Source organism: Methanofollis ethanolicus (assembly GCF_001571385.1).
GTDB classification, from domain to species: Archaea; Halobacteriota; Methanomicrobia; order Methanomicrobiales; family Methanofollaceae; genus Methanofollis; species Methanofollis ethanolicus.
The window spans coordinates 1,234,285-1,250,457 of the sequence record NZ_BCNW01000001.1; the positions used below are offsets into that span (position 1 = coordinate 1,234,285).

The 16,173-nt window shown below is 61.3% G+C and carries 15 protein-coding genes, 1 tRNA gene and 1 CRISPR repeat array (1 of these 17 only partly in view); of the genes, 11 read left to right on the forward strand and 5 right to left on the reverse strand.

Annotated features, from left to right (window positions below; genetic code table 11):
• Positions 1-960: 960 nt before the first annotated feature.
• Both MEFOE_RS06110 and MEFOE_RS06115 read right to left on the reverse strand, forming a co-directional pair.
• Positions 961-1,045: transfer RNA gene (locus MEFOE_RS06110), tRNA-Leu, on the reverse strand.
• Positions 1,046-1,108: 63 nt separating this feature from the next.
• Positions 1,109-1,423, reverse strand: a complete 315-nt coding sequence (locus MEFOE_RS06115) for a transcription factor S (RefSeq protein ID WP_067049754.1) — start codon at positions 1,421-1,423, stop codon at positions 1,109-1,111.
• 141 nt (positions 1,424-1,564) lie between these two features.
• Here MEFOE_RS06115 and artA point away from each other — a divergent pair, with 141 nt between their 5' ends.
• Positions 1,565-2,389, forward strand: coding sequence for an archaeosortase A (gene artA / locus MEFOE_RS06120; RefSeq protein ID WP_067049757.1), 825 nt, complete (start codon positions 1,565-1,567; stop codon positions 2,387-2,389).
• Here artA and MEFOE_RS06125 read toward each other — a convergent pair.
• On the reverse strand, positions 2,365-2,997 hold the full coding sequence (locus tag MEFOE_RS06125; RefSeq protein ID WP_067049760.1) for a CDP-alcohol phosphatidyltransferase family protein: 633 nt from the start codon (positions 2,995-2,997) through the stop codon (positions 2,365-2,367). The two genes, artA and MEFOE_RS06125, sit on opposite strands and share 25 nt — an antisense overlap.
• Before the next feature lie 97 nt (positions 2,998-3,094).
• Here MEFOE_RS06125 and MEFOE_RS06130 point away from each other — a divergent pair, with 97 nt between their 5' ends.
• The gene (locus tag MEFOE_RS06130) at positions 3,095-3,778 is read left to right on the forward strand and encodes a dihydrofolate reductase family protein (protein WP_067049763.1); all 684 of its coding nucleotides are present in this window, start codon (positions 3,095-3,097) and stop codon (positions 3,776-3,778) included.
• Positions 3,779-3,784: 6 nt separating this feature from the next.
• The gene (gene sppA, locus MEFOE_RS06135; protein ID WP_067053051.1) at positions 3,785-4,597 is read left to right on the forward strand and encodes a signal peptide peptidase SppA; all 813 of its coding nucleotides are present in this window, start codon (positions 3,785-3,787) and stop codon (positions 4,595-4,597) included.
• Here the strand turns inward: sppA and truD are convergent.
• On the reverse strand, positions 4,566-5,837 hold the full coding sequence (gene truD / locus MEFOE_RS06140; protein ID WP_067049765.1) for a tRNA pseudouridine(13) synthase TruD: 1,272 nt from the start codon (positions 5,835-5,837) through the stop codon (positions 4,566-4,568). The two genes, sppA and truD, sit on opposite strands and share 32 nt — an antisense overlap.
• Positions 5,834-6,196, reverse strand: a complete 363-nt coding sequence (gene pth2, locus MEFOE_RS06145; RefSeq protein ID WP_067049768.1) for a peptidyl-tRNA hydrolase Pth2 — start codon at positions 6,194-6,196, stop codon at positions 5,834-5,836. The genes truD and pth2 overlap by 4 nt, the downstream gene beginning before the upstream one ends.
• A gap of 549 nt (positions 6,197-6,745) precedes the next feature.
• Between pth2 and MEFOE_RS06150 the strand changes: the two genes are divergently transcribed.
• The 8 genes from MEFOE_RS06150 to gyrA all read left to right on the forward strand — a co-directional run bounded on the left by MEFOE_RS06150 (position 6,746) and on the right by gyrA (position 15,546).
• Positions 6,746-7,915: a geranylgeranyl reductase family protein gene (locus MEFOE_RS06150; protein WP_067049771.1), complete on the forward strand. Its 1,170-nt coding sequence runs from the start codon at positions 6,746-6,748 to the stop codon at positions 7,913-7,915.
• 39 nt (positions 7,916-7,954) lie between these two features.
• Positions 7,955-8,593, forward strand: a complete 639-nt coding sequence (gene cbiM / locus MEFOE_RS06155; protein ID WP_067053054.1) for a cobalt transporter CbiM — start codon at positions 7,955-7,957, stop codon at positions 8,591-8,593.
• A complete protein-coding gene (locus MEFOE_RS06160; RefSeq protein WP_328585444.1) occupies positions 8,593-8,925 on the forward strand; it encodes a PDGLE domain-containing protein in 333 nt (110 codons plus the stop codon). Before cbiM ends, MEFOE_RS06160 begins: the two co-directional genes overlap by 1 nt.
• A 33-nt stretch (positions 8,926-8,958) precedes the next feature.
• Positions 8,959-9,792: an ATP-binding cassette domain-containing protein gene (locus tag MEFOE_RS06165; protein WP_067049776.1), complete on the forward strand. Its 834-nt coding sequence runs from the start codon at positions 8,959-8,961 to the stop codon at positions 9,790-9,792.
• Entirely contained in the window at positions 9,789-10,601 is an 813-nt protein-coding gene (gene cbiQ / locus MEFOE_RS06170; RefSeq protein WP_067049778.1) for a cobalt ECF transporter T component CbiQ, read from the forward strand. The genes MEFOE_RS06165 and cbiQ overlap by 4 nt, the downstream gene beginning before the upstream one ends.
• A gap of 77 nt (positions 10,602-10,678) precedes the next feature.
• Positions 10,679-10,987 carry a hypothetical protein gene (locus tag MEFOE_RS06175; RefSeq protein WP_067049780.1) on the forward strand — a complete coding sequence of 103 codons (309 nt, stop codon included), beginning with the start codon at positions 10,679-10,681 and terminating at the stop codon, positions 10,985-10,987.
• A gap of 139 nt (positions 10,988-11,126) precedes the next feature.
• Positions 11,127-13,121 (forward strand): DNA topoisomerase subunit B, encoded by a 1,995-nt coding sequence (locus MEFOE_RS06180; protein WP_067049783.1) that lies wholly within the window; start codon positions 11,127-11,129, stop codon positions 13,119-13,121.
• The gene (gene gyrA / locus MEFOE_RS06185; protein WP_067049786.1) at positions 13,111-15,546 is read left to right on the forward strand and encodes a DNA gyrase subunit A; all 2,436 of its coding nucleotides are present in this window, start codon (positions 13,111-13,113) and stop codon (positions 15,544-15,546) included. The genes MEFOE_RS06180 and gyrA overlap by 11 nt, the downstream gene beginning before the upstream one ends.
• A gap of 58 nt (positions 15,547-15,604) precedes the next feature.
• Positions 15,605-16,173: direct repeats of the CRISPR family, unit length 29 nt; unit sequence CGGTTCATCCCCACGCGTGTGGGGAACAC (it continues 3,181 nt past the right edge of the window).

A 16,173-nucleotide genomic window follows, 5' to 3' on the forward strand; every position in this document is an offset into this window, starting at 1 on the left:
ATTGTGATAGGGCAGGGATACGCACTCCTCTCAGGGATAAGGTGGATCTATCGACATGAGCATGAAGGTTTACCATGAGCATATCCCAAAACTCTCGTTCATTCCCTCCCACCTCTGCATGCAGGGATCGGGAGAAAAGATCATGATCGGGTCGATGTCTTCTCGAATTCCATGACGACGAATCGTGCGAAACCACTGCCTTCCCCCACCTCTCCGCCGGGGGACTGACGCCCCCGGACCCCCGAAACAGGATAGGGTCGGGGAAGAGAGATCCTGATGAAGGAGATTGCCCTCCGCCCCCTATCGCAATGATGGGGGTCGGGGGGAAGGAGCGATAGCGACCGTGAGAAAATCTCTGATTTTCGAGTGAAACCCCCCGGACAAGACGCCAGAACAGGATTTTTCAGAACCGGATGTGAGTCCTTTCATCGGCGTGCATGAAGGTTCGGATCAGTTCTGGGATGACCTCCATGAATGCCGCCTGAAACTCCGTTTCGTACCCGATTCTACAAAGTCTGGCCCGGGAGACGTCCCGCAGATCCTATCCTGTGGTGCCCTCATGTTAGAACATAAGGATGTGGTCCCGTGGGACATGGCCCGGGTCAAATACGCCAGGATCTGCCTCCGATCAGGGGATCCCACATCCCATTCGGGGCCATATCGGGGAGATCCTGCGATCCTGGCATACCGGGGGCCATGGGCAGAACAAGACGAAATCCGGCAGGACTCAACGCCCTCAGGCCCTGGGTATGATTGTGGGTAATGTTTCCCTCTCCCGGCCTCCCCTGGTGCCGGGGAGGAGGAGGGAGCGGGGCTGGAAATTGCCCCGATCCGGGCTCTGGGGATACCCTTGGGATGAGGATTTCTACAAACACTCAAAACCAGAACAATTTCTCCAGAAGAGCAGAATGATGCTCTAAAACGACATTCGTAAGAGGATCAGAAATGTATCAGAAGTAATGCGAGGGAAGGGATTCGAACCCTCGAACACCTACGTGACAAGGCCCTCAACCTTGCGCCTTTGACCTGGCTTGGCAACCCTCGCCCGAAAATGAGGGACAGGAACCTGTGTGTTCCCGCTGTTTCTATAGATTGGTATTCCTAGGATTTAATCGTATTCACGCCAGGTGTGCCCGCACTCGGTGCAACGGAAGAAACGCACCTCGCTCTCATCGGCAGAGCGGAGCTGGCGCAGCCACCAGAAGGCGAGGTTGTTCTCGCACTTCGGGCACCTGACCTGGATCGTCGGGAGGGTCTTTACCTTCTCCTCTTCGTCCACGATCGTGATCTCTTTCTCCACGCGGGTGGTCGTGATCTTCATCCCGGCCTCACTCTCAATGGCCTGGATATAGCCGCACCTGCGGCACTTCATCTGCCCCCCGGACGAGATCATCATGGTGTTGCACTTTGGACAGAATATCATTCAGATATTATTGGGAGGCATGCCTGATTAAGACTTGGTTGGCGGATCATGCACGGTATAGAAGGGTTCTGCCGCAGATTGAAGGGCGAGATCGGCCGCCTTAAGAACTCTTAATTAGGTGAGTGGGACAAATAGTGGGTGATGGACGAATACCTTCTCTTTGCAGCGTTCGCCTTATTTGTTCTCTTCCTCATACCCGGACGCCACCGGCCGTATGCAGGCATCGGCGGCTGGCTCTCAATGTCCCTCTACCTCTTTGCAGAGGTTCCCTATTTCCTCTCCATCAACAACTTTCTCTACCCGACACTCGCCCTCCTCTCCATCCCCTTCCTGTACGTGACAGCGAAAAGACTGCTCGCCGGGGACGACCATATCACCCACCTCACCCGCGCCGCTGCCGTCGCCGTTCTCCTGTACCTCCCCTTCGCCTACACGCCCCTCGGTCCCTGGTTGATCCAGATCGTCATCGACCAGATCGGCTGGTGCCTCTCTGCTCTTGGTATCGCCTATACCATGCCTGAATGGGACATGTTTGCCAGGAACGGCCTGAAGGTCCAGATCATCCTCGGGTGCACCGGCATCCAGAGCATCGCTATCATGCTCGGCGTCGCCGCCGCCGTCCCGACCGACCTGCGGCAGAAAGCCATCGCCGCCCTTCTCATCGTCCCGACGATCTATCTCCTCAACATCGGGAGAAACATCTTCGTGATCCTCGCGTATACAGGACAGTGGTTCCCGTACCTCCCCGAGATCGCAAGCAACGGAGAATACGGCTACGAGAGTTTTTTCTGGGCCCACAACGTCCTCTGCGAACTCGGGGCGCTGGTGGCCCTGATCGTCATCGCGTACGCCCTCTTTATCATCATGCCCGGCCTTGCGGCGATGGCAGACGGCCTGTATCAGGCCTTCCGCGACGACCTCACCGGCGCGATCTCCCGGCCTCAGGGGAGCGACCTTGAGAGGTAGGCGATCCTCTGGATCGCCGAGATGTTCGTGCAGACCGCAATGAGGATCACTGCAAGCCCGGGGAAACCCGCAACAGCGCCGACGATAAGAGCGATCAGGGTCTCGGGACGGCCGAAGAAACCGACGCCCTCAAGGGGGTCGTGGATCTTCCCGTCCACCCTCTCCGTAAACCCGACCTCGGCATAGACCACCGGTTTGATGAAGGTGTTCATCATCGAACCGAAGATGGCGACGGCGACGACGGCGAAGTCCGCGGCAGGCGGAAGAGGGAAGTACCCGGAGACGACCGCCACACCGGAAAGCCCGATGCCGAGGAGAGCAAGGGCGTCGACATATTTGTCAAAGACCCAGTCGATGACCGCCCCGAACTTCGTCTGGCAGTGCTTCTTCCGCGCCACGGTGCCGTCCACCAGGTCAAGGATGGCCGAGACAAGGAGGAGGAGGGCGCCTGGAAGAAACAGGCGCTCGGCAAAGGCGACCGCACAGCAGATCCCGGCAAGAAGAGAGAGATACGAGATCTGATTGGGACTGATGCCGGCCCTGACAAAAAAATCAGCGATCGGCTCGAGTTTTGATATGAGACGCGGCCTCAGCGCCGTTATATTCATGACAGGATAGTGGAACTGCCATGAGGATAAGCATTGCTTCGCCGGGATACCTGACCATACCCTCTTTTAAACCCCGGGGTGATATTAAACTGAGATTATGTCTGCTCCATCACTACGGCCCCACGTGCTGATGATGTCGGAGATCACGGTCGACGGGAAGCTGACGCTCAAAAGAGGCGCTTCCAGCAAGATTCTCATGAAACACATGGCCCATGAGACTGAGATCCTCCTCCACAAGACCCGCGCAGAGTGTGATGCCATCATGGTCGGGTCGCACACCATCGCCATCGACAACTCCTTCCTGACCGTCAGACTGGCGCCGGGAAAGAGCCCGATCCGGGTCATCCCATCGAGCATGGCCGACATCCCCCTCACCGCCAACGTGCTCAACCGCGACGCCCGGACGGTGATCGCCGTCTCCGAACAGGCCCCCACTGAGAAGGTCGCCGCCCTCCGGGAGAAGGGTGTCGACGTCGTCGTCTGCGGGAAGACACACATCGACCTCCCTGAACTGATGGCAGTCCTCAGGAGAGACTACGGCGTCAAAAAGATGATGATCGAGGGCGGGCCGACCCTCAACTGGCACATGCTCAGGCATGGTCTGGTCGATGAGATCCGGCTCATCCACCTCCCCTTCATCGTGGGCGGCGAGGACACTCCCTCCCTTGTCGGCGGGATGCACATCGAGTCGGAGGACGAGATGATCCGGCTCAGACTCCTGCGCCATTACCTCTGCGGGAGTAATCTGGTGACCGAATACGCCGTCAATTACGGGGACTGAGTGGTGATGAACAGCCTCCTTGCCGATATCGAACGCGCACAGAGGCGCCGGAGGCTGAAAAAGAATCTCGGCATTCTTGCCGTCGCCGTCCTCGTCGCTGCGGCCGTCGCTGTCGCCGTACTGTTCATGTCGCCGATCGGTGAGGGCGACGTCGCCGTCATCCGCGTCGAGGGGACGATCCTTGCTGGCGACTTTTCGGGTGGCGGGTATGCAGGGAGCGAGTATGTCGGGCGCGAAGTCCGCGCCGCGGCCGACGACCCCTTTGTCAGCGCGATCGTATTGCGCGTCAACAGCCCGGGCGGCAGTCCGGCGGCGGCGCAGGAGATCGTGCGCGACCTGGAGTATGCACGGGCGAAAAAACCGGTCGTGACCTCGATGGGAGATGTCGCCGCTTCGGCTGCCTATATGATCTCGGCGCACACCGACAGGATCTACCTTTCGCCGGATACGATGACCGGGAGCATCGGGGTGATCTGGCTCTTCCCCGACGAGAGCGAGTGGATGGAAACAGAAGGGAGGAAGGTCGAGGTGGTGAAGTCGGGAGAGCAGAAGGACATGACCTCTCCGTACCGCCCCCTGACCGCAGAAGAGCAGTCCTATGCGAGACAACTCGTGAACGAGAGCGCCGACGACTTCATCGCCGACGTGACGGCGCAGCGGCCGGTGAAGCGCTCGGAGATCGAATCCGCCCGCCTGATACGGGGCGAGGAGGCGATCGGCATCGGCCTTGCCGACGAGGTGGGCAACCTCTATGACGCTATCGAGGGGGCCCGCACCCTCGCCGCCGTCAGATCATCGCCAGGGGATCTGCCTTCATAAACTCCCGGCAGATCGTCGTCGCATAGTGGCCGGGCGGGAGGGTGAAGGCAAGGGCGACGTCCTGCCCCGTCACCTCGGTCGCAATCTCTGTTTTCACGTTGATGGGCCGGAGGGTTCCGGCATAGTGGAGGTGCACGAACGCACCGGCACGCTCGAAATGGTCCGCGGTGATCCCGTCCTCGGCAAGGAGCGCCGCCATCCTCTTGTCGTTCCTTCCCTCGGTGCGGAACGACCCGGCACCGGGGAGGAAGAGGGCCACGGCGCACCTGCCGCGGCCGATATGGACGGAGACAATCCGGCGGTTCGCTTCGGTCACGATGTCCTCCCTGCCGTTTGTGAAGACAAGACGCTCGCCGGGCAGGGGTTCGTCGAGTCCGGTGCCGTCGGCGCAGCGGAGGGAGAGGACGCGGTTGAAGAGCCAGGACTGGTAGGCCGAGACGAACATGGAGAGGAGTTTTGGCGGGAGGTTCTGGAGAGCCCCACCCGAGTCGCCGGGGTGGGTGGCCAGGTACGAGAGTACCGAACGCTCAAAGCCGAGGTGGGCGGGGAAGGCGGCGATCGCCGCCTTCGCGTCGCGGGTCTCGATATAGGCCCGCCGCGTCTCCTGCACCTCGGGCGTCTCGTCAGGGCAGGCGAGGCCGACATAGGTGTCGACCGCGGCATCGTAGTCACCCCGCAGGATCTCCCGGCCGACAAGGTGGGTGACAGGCCGCACGACACCGAAACGCTGGAGGCCGAAGTAGTTTGGAAAACCTGCCGCCGCCGCAGAGACACAGGACGCAACCGTGCCGGCAAGGTCAGGGGCGGTGCAGTCCCGGATCGTGATCGCAAACCTGTTCCCCCCGAGGGCGCCGAGGGAGAGGGCGTGCTGGGTCATGCCGAGGGGCTCGATCTCCATGTCCTTGATATGGAGTTCCTTCACGGCCTCCGCCTCGCCGCCATAAATGGTGATGTACTGGGTGGTGAGGGCGTTCTTGTCCTTCGTGCCGGCCCAGGAGATCCGCCTGTGCGAGATGCCGAGGGCCGCCGCAATGGACTTCATGGCGTGCTGGTGCTCCCAGTTCCGCTTCGTGAGTTTGCAGAGGAGGTACGGCCCCTCGCCTGACGGCCCGCCGAGGGGCATCTCCTCGACTCTAAAGTCCTCGGGTTCCTTCCGCAGGACGCCGCCGATCCCGGGCGTTTCCGTGGCGTACCATGATATCCCGAGGGTGTCCTCCACGGGATAGGGCGTGTGCATCATAGGAGTTGCAGCCCGCCGGTGATGCGGTCGAGGTCCTCGCTCTTCGCCGGGCCGAGGCCGAGGGCGGTGACGGTGCCGGGCGGTATCTCGGTGAGCCCCGCGTCCTGTATGAGGGAACAGGGGATGCCGGCGGCTTCGGCCGCCATCTTCAGGGTGTGCAGGTCGCGCTCGCCCGGGACCTTCAGCGCCACCTTCTTCTGCCCCTCTGAGTACCACGCCTTCTTCGCCTCTTTTCCCGCGTGCTCGTAGGCGCCGATGGCGGCATGGGCCATCTGCACGCACTTCTTGCCGCAACTCATCTTGACATCGGCCCTGATGACCAGGCACTGCTTCCACTTGAATACGGGCACTTCAGACATCCTGATCTTGTTGGCGCGGCGGAGCAATAAGCCATGACCATATCCCCAGACCTCTGGTGATTTTTGGGAAGAGGTGCCGATGGATCTGTCTGCCCCAACTCCGGAGAGAACTTCCACGACTGGACCGATGCCGGGGGGTTCACTCAAAAACCTACGTTTCGTGGCACATCGAAGATGTGCCAGAACCGGAAAATGCTCTGCATTTTCCGCTTTCTCAAGCTCGCTCCGCTCGTATCTCCCTGGACCCCTACTCTGGATTGATCCAAAGAAAACAGAACAGAGATTCTGGAGAGGGGATTGCAGACCCCTGCCTATCCTAACACGGGGGACCGGGGGGCAACAACCCCCCGGAGGAATGCACTGATCCACTGCCTTCTCCATACAGGTCACCGGGGACTACGCCCCCGGTCCCCCACTCAAGATTGGCTCCGGGAAGGCAAGCAGGAGAATGGAATGAAGAGGTCGATTGTCATCCTTCTCTCCATCCTTAGGGACGAATCCCATGTTTATAGTGACGTTCAAGTAGGGAGGGGGGCAGAGTAATTCTGCATGTACGACGTTGCGGTGGTCGGGGCCGGGCCGACAGGGAGTGCGGCGGCGCGCGCCTGTGCGGAGGCGGGTCTCTCTGTCCTCTGCATCGAGGAACACGCATCACCAGGTTTTCCGGTCCAGTGCGCCGGTCTCCTCTCGGTCGAGGCCCTTGAAGAGTGCCGGGTTTCTGAGCGTCCGATCCTGAACAAGGTCAGCGGGGCAAGGATCGTCTCCAGCACCGGGACTGAACTCAGGTTCGACGCCGGAGTAACAAAGGCTCTGGTCGTCGACCGCGCATGCCTCGACGCCGAGATGGCGGCGGCCGCAGCAGACGCCGGGGCCGAGTTCTGGCCGAAGACCGCCGTTGTCGGGAGAGAAGAAGGACGTCTTATGACCCGCGGGGCTTTCGGGAGAAGGGACGTCGAAGCGCGGCTGTATATCGCTGCAGACGGGCCGCGGGGCGGGATGGCGCGCATGCTCGGCATGGCGCGGTCGCCGGTCTATCTATCCGGCATCCAGGCCGACGTCCCCCTCGACATGGATGCCCGCTTCGTGGAAGTCCACCCCGCCGCCGCCCCGCAGTTCTTCGGCTGGGTGATCCCGACGGGCGAGGGCCGGGCACGGGTCGGCCTCTGCGGCATGCGCAACGTGAAGGAGGACTTTCAGAAGTTCGCCGGGCCGTACATGACGAGTTGCACCCACCTTGTCACCGGCACAATCCCCCTCGGCCCGATGCCGCGGACGTACGGCCACCGGACTCTCTTTGTCGGCGACGCCGCGGGGCTTGCAAAGCCGACCTCGGGCGGCGGCGTCTATACGGGTGTGCGCTCGGCGCGGCACGCGGCCAGCGTCGCCCTCTCCTGCTGCGAGAGAGACGACTTTTCCGATGCCGCCCTCGCCGGGTACGAGCAGAAGTGGCAGGCCGACGTCGGCCGCGAACTCGCCCTCGGCATGCGTCTTTCCCGGCTGAGGCAGGAACTCTCCGCGGCGCAGACAGACGCTCTCATCGCAAAGATGGCCGACCCCGCGATCACCGACCTGATCGTGCGCTATGGCGATATGGACCGCCCCGGCATTCTTGCCCGCCGTCTTCTCACGAAACCATCCATCATTATGTCGCTTGGCACAATAGTCGGGCCTTCAGTACGCGCTTTTTTGAAAGAACTTGCAATCGGCGCGAATGGATAATACTTATATCCTGTAACGTGCTACTGAAGTATGGTCACCATGCACATTCCAGACGTCTTTATTCCCCTCTGGCAGAGCGCCATTTACTGGGTCATTGCTCTGATATTCGTCGGCCTCGCCTTGAGGTGGGCACGGAACGAACTCGACGACGAGAAAGTGCCTCTCATCGCCGTCCTTGCCGCCGGGATCTTCGCCATCCAGGCATTCAACCTCCCGGTCGGCATGGGAACAACAGGCCACCTTGTCGGCGGGGCCCTTGCGGCAATCCTCCTCGGCTCCCCCTATGCCGCGGTCTTCATCCTCACCCTCGTGCTCCTTGTCCAGGGTGTTGTCTTCGGGGACGGCGGACTCACGACAATGGGCGCCAACATCATCAACATGGGCGTCATCGGTGGGTTCGTCGGTTTCTACACCTACAAAGGAGTGATGGGCATTGCGGGGAACACCTACCTCTCCGCAGGCATCGCCGCCTGGTTCGCCTGCGTCATCCCGGCACTTGCAGCGTCAGTCGAGATGTTCCTCGCGGGCACCTTCCCTCTCGTCGAGGGCATGATCGCGATGGGCACCTACCATGCGGCTATCGGGATCATCGAGGCCATCATCACGGCAGGCGCGATCTACCTCATCGCCTCGGCGCGGCCTGACCTCATGAAGACAGTCGAGGGGGTGGCGGTATAATGGAGACAAAGCAGTTCGTCGCCCTCGGAGTCGTCGTTGCCATCCTGATCGGCGTCACCGCCGTCTTCTTTGCCGCGGGCGACCCCGACGGCCTGGAGAGCACGGCCCTTGTCGTCCAGGGCGTGAAGGAGCTCACCGGCCCCTCCCCTGAAGATGGAGATGCCGAGGCAATCGGTGCCGGCACTTTCGAGTACGAAGCTCCCATGCCCGACTATTCAATGGGAGAGGACGCCGGCAAGATGGGTGAGGTCATCGCCGTCGTCGTCGGCATCTTCCTTGCCCTGCTCCTCGTCCTCGGTGCCGGCAAGGCAGTCACTGCCTCAAAACACTGACTCTATATCTTTTTTTTACCAAACAGGATACTGATGCACATTATCGAGACCCGCAACCTCACCTTCGCCTACCCGAACCGGCCCCCGGCCCTGAACAACGTGGACTTCATCGCCGGCAGGAAAGCACGGATCGCGGTGATCGGTGCGAACGGCGCGGGAAAGAGCACCCTCTTCAAGCACCTCAACGGCATCCTGAAGCCGACGTCGGGCGAGGTGCTCATCCACGGCGAACCCATCACGAAGGCGAACCAGAGGGAAGTGCGCAAGATGGTCGGCATCGTCTTCCAGAACCCTGACGACCAGGTCTTCGCGCCGACGGTCGAGCAGGACATCGCCTTCGGGCCGACAAATCTGGGTCTCGACGAGGAGACGATCCACCATCGGGTGGAGAGCGCAATCCGCCTCCTCGGTCTCGACGAGATGCGCGACCGCCCGCCCCACCAGCTCTCCGGCGGGGAGAAGAAGCGCGTCGCCATTGCCGGCATCCTGGCCATGGAGCCCCAGGTGCTCGTCCTCGACGAACCGACGGCGGGGCTCGACCCGCAGGGTGTCGCCGACCTCATCTCCTTTATCAACACCCTGCCCGAGCGTTTCGGCATGACGGTGATCTTCTCCACCCACCACCTCGACCTGGTGCCAGAACTGGCCGACTATGTCTATGTGATGGACCGCGGCACCGTCGTGGAGAAGGGGACCGTGCCTGAGATCTTCTCGCAGGCCGACCTCCTGACGCGGACCCGCCTCGATATACCGGTGCTCCAGAGGCTGATACGGTCCCTGCGCGAGGCCGGCGTCTCTCTCGACGAGGGCTACACCTATGCCGAGGTCGAGGCGGCGTTCCTCTCCGCATACCGGGGGAGGCCATGATCGAGGAACTCTTCGCGATCGAGCAGGTGGCGCAGGGGACAAGCATGGTCCACCGCTGCGACGCACGAGTGAAGATCCTCATCGTCTTCGCCTTCATCATCGCCACCGTCGCATTCCCGTACACGACCGGGGTCTACCTTCCCTGTGCCGTCTTCCTGGCATTCTTCGCGGGCCTCTGGGCACTCTCCCGGATCTCCCCGAAAGAATACTTCAAGCGCCTGCTCCTGGTCCTGCCCTTCGGCTTCTTCCTCATCGTCTTCCAGATCTTCTTCACCAACCCGCACTACGCCGAGTTTCACCCCCTCGTCCCCCTCCCCCTCGGCATCGCGATCTATGCCGAGTCCGTGGAGTTCGCCTCCATCCTCGCGGCAAAGTTCCTGGTCTGCATCTCCTTCATCATCCTGCTCTCGTCCACGACGACGATGCAGGGCATGCTCGAAGGTGCCGGGCGCCTCGGCCTCCCGTCCGAGTTCACCCTCATCCTGGGGATGATGATCCGCTATCTCTTCCTCTTCGGGAGAATGTACGTGCGGGTCAACGCGGCCCTCCAGACCAGATGCTTCGACGCCCTCGACCGTACCCTGCCCCACCGCTACCGCCTGAAGATGCTCGCCTACGAGGTCGGAACGATCTTCATCAGGTCCTTCGAGCAGGGGGAACGGACCTACACGAGCATGCTCTGCCGCGGCTATGGGAAGGACTCCCGCCTCCTCATCACGAAAAAACCGTTGAAGGTGGTCGAATGGGCGTTTCTTGCCGGAACGTTCGCCCTCATCATCGCCACCTCGACCCTTACGTGGCTTGTCTGAAGGCGAGGGCACAGAATCCGGGGTAGTGCGGGCCCCCCGGTGATACTTTTTTCTGGGAGGAGACCCATCTCCCTTCCATGGAGAGCAAATTCGGCAGAGGCTTTGTGATCCCCCTGGTGGCGCTCGCCCGGCATGTCTCCCTCCCCCCCGAGCAGGCCTTCTACGGGGCGGCCGACCACCTCGACGAACTGATCGTGCCCGCACAGTTTGCCGGCACGCAGGTGGACGCCCTTATCGAGCAGTTGAGAAAGCGCGTCATCTGGCACCAGCCCGGTACGATGGACAGGGAAGACGCCGAGGAGGTCAAAAGAATTCTCAGGCACCTGCTTGTCGAGGTCGACCGCTCCCTCGGAATCGCCGACCCGCAGGTCGGGACATACGACTGAAACCTTTTTGCCGGGCTGTGATGGCACCCCCTCCCGGAAAGAGATCGTGTATTTTCGAGTACCTTAAAGTGGTTTCACACCCAATATATTGTGTGAATCCACGAACTTTGCATCCCTTATTATTCTATGGAGGGCAGCTATGAGAGATTCCTATGATGCCTCCCATATCACCGTCCTGAAGGGCCTCGAACCGGTGCGTGAGCGTCCCGCCATGTACATCGGCTCGACCGACACACGGGGCCTCCACCACCTTGTCTACGAGGTCGTGGACAACTCCATCGACGAGGCGCTTGCAGGGTTCTGTGATCAGATCAGGGTGACCATCGGCGCCGACGGTTCCTGCACCGTCGAGGACAATGGCCGCGGCATCCCGGTCGACACGATGAAATCAGGGAAGAGCGCCATCGAAGTGGTGCTCACCGTCCTCCACGCGGGCGGCAAGTTCGACAAGAACACGTACCAGGTCTCCGGCGGCCTGCACGGCGTCGGCGTCTCGGTCGTTAACGCCCTCTCGACCATCCTGAGAGCGACGGTCTTCAGGGACGGTCGGGTCTATGAGATAGTCTTCTCGCGCGGACTGATGACCGAACCTCTCACCTCCCGGGAGGAGAGCCTCGACGAGATGAAGGCACGGTACATCCGGGTCTTTGGCGTCGAGGGTGAGTGGGAGGGCATCGAAGACCGTGCCCTCTTCCTGGAACGTTTCGGCGACCGCCTGACCGGAACGAGGGTCTCCTTCATGCCCGACCCCGCGATATTCGAGACGGTCGAGTTCGACTACGACGTCCTCGCCCACAGGATGCGGGAACTGGCCTTCCTCAACTCCGGGCTTGCAATCGATATCCGCGACGAGAGGAGCGGTGAGGAGGACCGCTACCGCTATGAAGGCGGGATCACGGAGTTCGTCCGCCACCTCACCGAGAGCGACGAGCGTATCCACGAGGATCCTATCGCCGTCGACCGGAAGGATGAGGAGAGCAGGGTCGAGGTCGAGGTCGCCCTCCAGTACACGAACACCTACAAGGAACAGGTTTTTACCTTCGTCAACTCGGTGAACACGCGGGAAGGCGGCACCCACCTCGAAGGGTTCAGGAGCGCGATCACCCGGGCGATCAATGCCTCGGCAAAGAAGAACAACCTCCTCAAGAACGGCGGTACTGTCCGGGGCGACGATGTCAGGGAAGGACTGAACGCCGTCATCTCCCTCAAGGTCGCCAACCCCCAGTTCGAGGGACAGACGAAGATGCGCCTCGGCAACTCGAATGTGCGGGGGATCGTCGACTCCCTTGTCTACTCCTCCCTCACCGAATACTTCGAGGAGAACCCGAAGGTGCTCCAGGCGATCGTCGGCAAGGCCCTCCTTGCGGCGCGGGCGCGTGAGGCGGCACAGAGCGCCCGTGACCTCGCCCGGAGAAAGAGCACCCTCGAAAGCACCGGACTCCCCGGAAAACTCGCGGATTGCTCAGAGCGCGACCCCGCAAAGAGCGAGATCTATATCGTCGAAGGTGACTCGGCAGGCGGTTCCGCAAAGCAGGGGAGAAACCGGCGTTTCCAGGCCATCCTCCCCCTGCGGGGCAAGATCCTCAACGTCGAGAAGGCTTCGCCCCACAAGATCCTGAAGAACGCCGAGATCCAGGCGCTCTTTTCGGCGATGGGCACCGGCGTCGGCGAGAATTTCAACGCCGAGAAGTCCCGCTACCACCACATCGTCATCATGACCGATGCCGATGTGGACGGGGCGCATATCAGGACGCTCCTCCTCACTTTCTTCTACAGGTATATGACCGAACTGATCGAGCGCGGCTATGTCTATATCGCCCAGCCTCCTCTCTTCCGCGTGGCGCGGGGCAAGAAGGAGAGGTACGCCTATCGCGAAGAGGACATGAAGGCGATCCTCGCCGAGATGGGCGAGAATGGGATCACGGTTCAGCGCTACAAGGGTCTCGGTGAGATGAACGCCGAACAACTCTGGGAGACGACGATGGACCCCGAACACAGGGTCTTCAAGCAGGTGCGGATCGAGGACGCGAGTTACGCAAACGAGATCTTCGAGAAACTGATGGGCGACGACGTGGAGCCGAGACGGGAATTTATCTGGAAACATGCACAGGAGGTGAAGAACCTTGACATCTGAGGGAGACGAGGCGCATCGGTCTGTTATCCCGGTGACGGTCGAGACCGAGATGAAGGCCTCGTACATCGACTATGCCATGTCGGTGATCATCGGCCGGGCCATCCCCGACGTGCGGGACGGTCTGAAGCCGGTCCACAGGCGCATCCTCTACGGCATGGGGGAGATGGGCAACACCCACGACAAGCCGACGAAGAAGAGCGCGAGCATCGTCGGCCATGTGATGGGGAAGTACCACCCGCACGGCGACTCCGCGATCTATGATACCCTCGTCAAGATGGCGCAGCCCTTCTCGTACCGCTGCATGCCGGTCGAGGGGCAGGGTAACTTCGGGTCCATTGACGGCGACTCCGCTGCAGCGATGCGGTACACAGAGGCCCGCCTCACGCCCCTTGCCGAGGCGATGCTCGAGGATATCGAGAAGGAGACGGTGGACTTCACCCCGAACTTCGACGAGTCGACGAAGGAACCGACTGTCCTGCCCGCAAAGATGCCGAACCTGCTCGTGAACGGGTCGTCGGGGATCGCCGTCGGTATGGCGACGAATATGCCGCCGCACAACCTCGGCGAGGTCTGCGACGCTCTCTGTGCCTATATCGACGACCCGGATATACCGGTCGACGACTTGATGAAACTCCTCCCGGGCCCGGACTTCCCGACCGGCGGGGTTATCATGGGCCGTGCCGGCATCCGCGAGGCATACCTCACCGGCCGGGGGAAATGCGTCATCCGGGGCGTTGCCGAGATCGAGGAAGAGGGCAGGACGCCGCGGATCATCATCTCCGAGATACCCTTCCAGGTGAACAAGGCAAATCTGGTGGAGCAGATCGCGGACCTCGTGCGGGATAAGAGAATCGAAGGGATCTCCGACCTGCGGGACGAGTCCGACAAGGACGGGATCAGGGTTGTCATCGATCTGAAGCGGGACGCGATGCCGCAGGTCGTCCTCAACCAGATCTACAAGCACACTCCCCTGGAAAATACCTTCGGGATTATCAACCTCGCCATCGTGGGCGGCAGACCGATGGTGCTCAGCCTGCCCGCCCTCCTTGGTTACTATCTCGACCACAGGATCGAGGTGGTGCGCAGGAGGTCTGAGTTCGACCTGCGGAAGGCGAACGAGAGAGTCCACATCCTCAACGGCCTGATCCTGGCCCTTTCGAGCATCGACGACGTGGTCGCCGCTATCAGGGCGTCCCCGAGTGCAGACGAGGCGAGGGGGACTCTAATATCCCGTTTCGGCCTTGACGAGGCGCAGGCAAACGCCATTCTCCAGATGCAGCTCCGCCGCCTCGCCGCCCTTGAGCAGCAGAAGATCCAGGAGGAACGGGGGGGTCTCCAGAAGGAGATTGCCCGCCTGCAGGATATCCTCCAGGACCGCACGCATATCCTTGCCGAGATCGAAAAAGAGGTCGTCGCGATCAGGGAACAGTTTGCGGACCCGCGGCGGACAGAGATCGCCGCGGCGGCAGGGGAGATCAACAAGGAGGATCTCATCGAGGACAGGCCGGCGCTCGTCTCCCTGACGGCGACGAACTATATCAAGAGGATGCCTCTGGATGCCTACCGGATGCAGCGCCGGGGAGGGAAGGGTGTCATCGGCATGGCGACGAAGGAGGACGATGTCGTCACTGATGTCTTTGTGGCGAGTACCCACGATTATCTTCTCTGTTTCACGAACCTCGGCCGGATCTACTGGATGAAGGTCTATGATATCCCGGAGAGCACGCGCACCGGGAAGGGGAAGGCGATCGTGAACCTCCTTGACCTGAAGGACGAGCGGGTCAATGCGGTCATTCCGGTGCGGGAGTTCGACCCGGAGCACTTCCTCTTCTTCGCGACGAAGGGAGGCATGGTGCTGAAGGTCCCGCTGAACGAGTTTTCGCGCCCGCGGCCGAGCGGTATCCTCGCGATCAAGTTGAAGGAGGGCGACGAGTTGGTAGACGTGAAGGTCACCGACACGGTGCAGGAGGTGCTCCTGACGACTTTGAAGGGCCAGAGTCTCCGCTTCGCGGAGGATGCGGTCAGGCCGCTCCACCGCAACTCGCAGGGTGTCATCGGGATCAGGATGCGGGAGGGCGACCACCTGGTGGCCTTGAGCCTGGTCTCACGCGACCACCTGCTCACGGTTACCGGGAGGGGGATGGGCAAGAGGACGGAGTTCGACGAGTTCCGCGGCCACGGCCGGGGCACGATGGGTGTGCGGAACATCCAGCCTCCCTATGGCGATGGCGTCGTCTCGGCGAAGGCGGTCTCGGACGGCGACGAGATCATCCTGATGAGCGCCTCGGGGATCGTGATGAGGACGTCGGTCTCCGGTATTTCCATCCAGAAGCGGGGCACCCGCGGCGTGCGGGTCATGAAGATGGACGAGGGCGACACGGTCGTCGGTTTCGCGGTCATCCGTCCCGAGGATGACGATATTTAATCTTCTTTTTTTGTGGCGGGGAAGAGATCGCCCCGATGGGAGAGAGGGTGTAGAAGATTGTTGTATCCCCACGCGTGTGGGGAACACTCCACGGTGCTCTAGGGAGCTGCAGACCCGGTCGGTTCATCCCCACGCGTGTGGGGAACACCTGTTTCTGCTGCAGAGAGGCGGCGAGGGGGGCGGTTCATCCCCACGCGTGTGGGGAACACTGATCGCGAGTTGATGATCCGAGGCAAACGCACGGTTCATCCCCACGCGTGTGGGGAACACGCCAGTAAAAGGGTTGTCGGGGGTGCTCTCACCGGTTCATCCCCACGCGTGTGGGGAACACAGCCTGGTAACTCTTGCCCCGGCGTCAGGAGACGGTTCATCCCCACGCGTGTGGGGAACACAGAAATTCGACAGTGCCGGGGAGTTCCACGATCGGTTCATCCCCACGCGTGTGGGGAACACCGATGGGGTCGGCCTACTCGACTGTTCGATCACGGTTCATCCCCACGCGTGTGGGGAACACCGAATCGATGCGTTTTCTGCACCGATATTCTCCGGTTCATCCCCACGCGTGTGGGGAACACCGAATCGATGCGTTTTCTGCACCGATATTCTCCGGTTCATCCCCACGCGTGT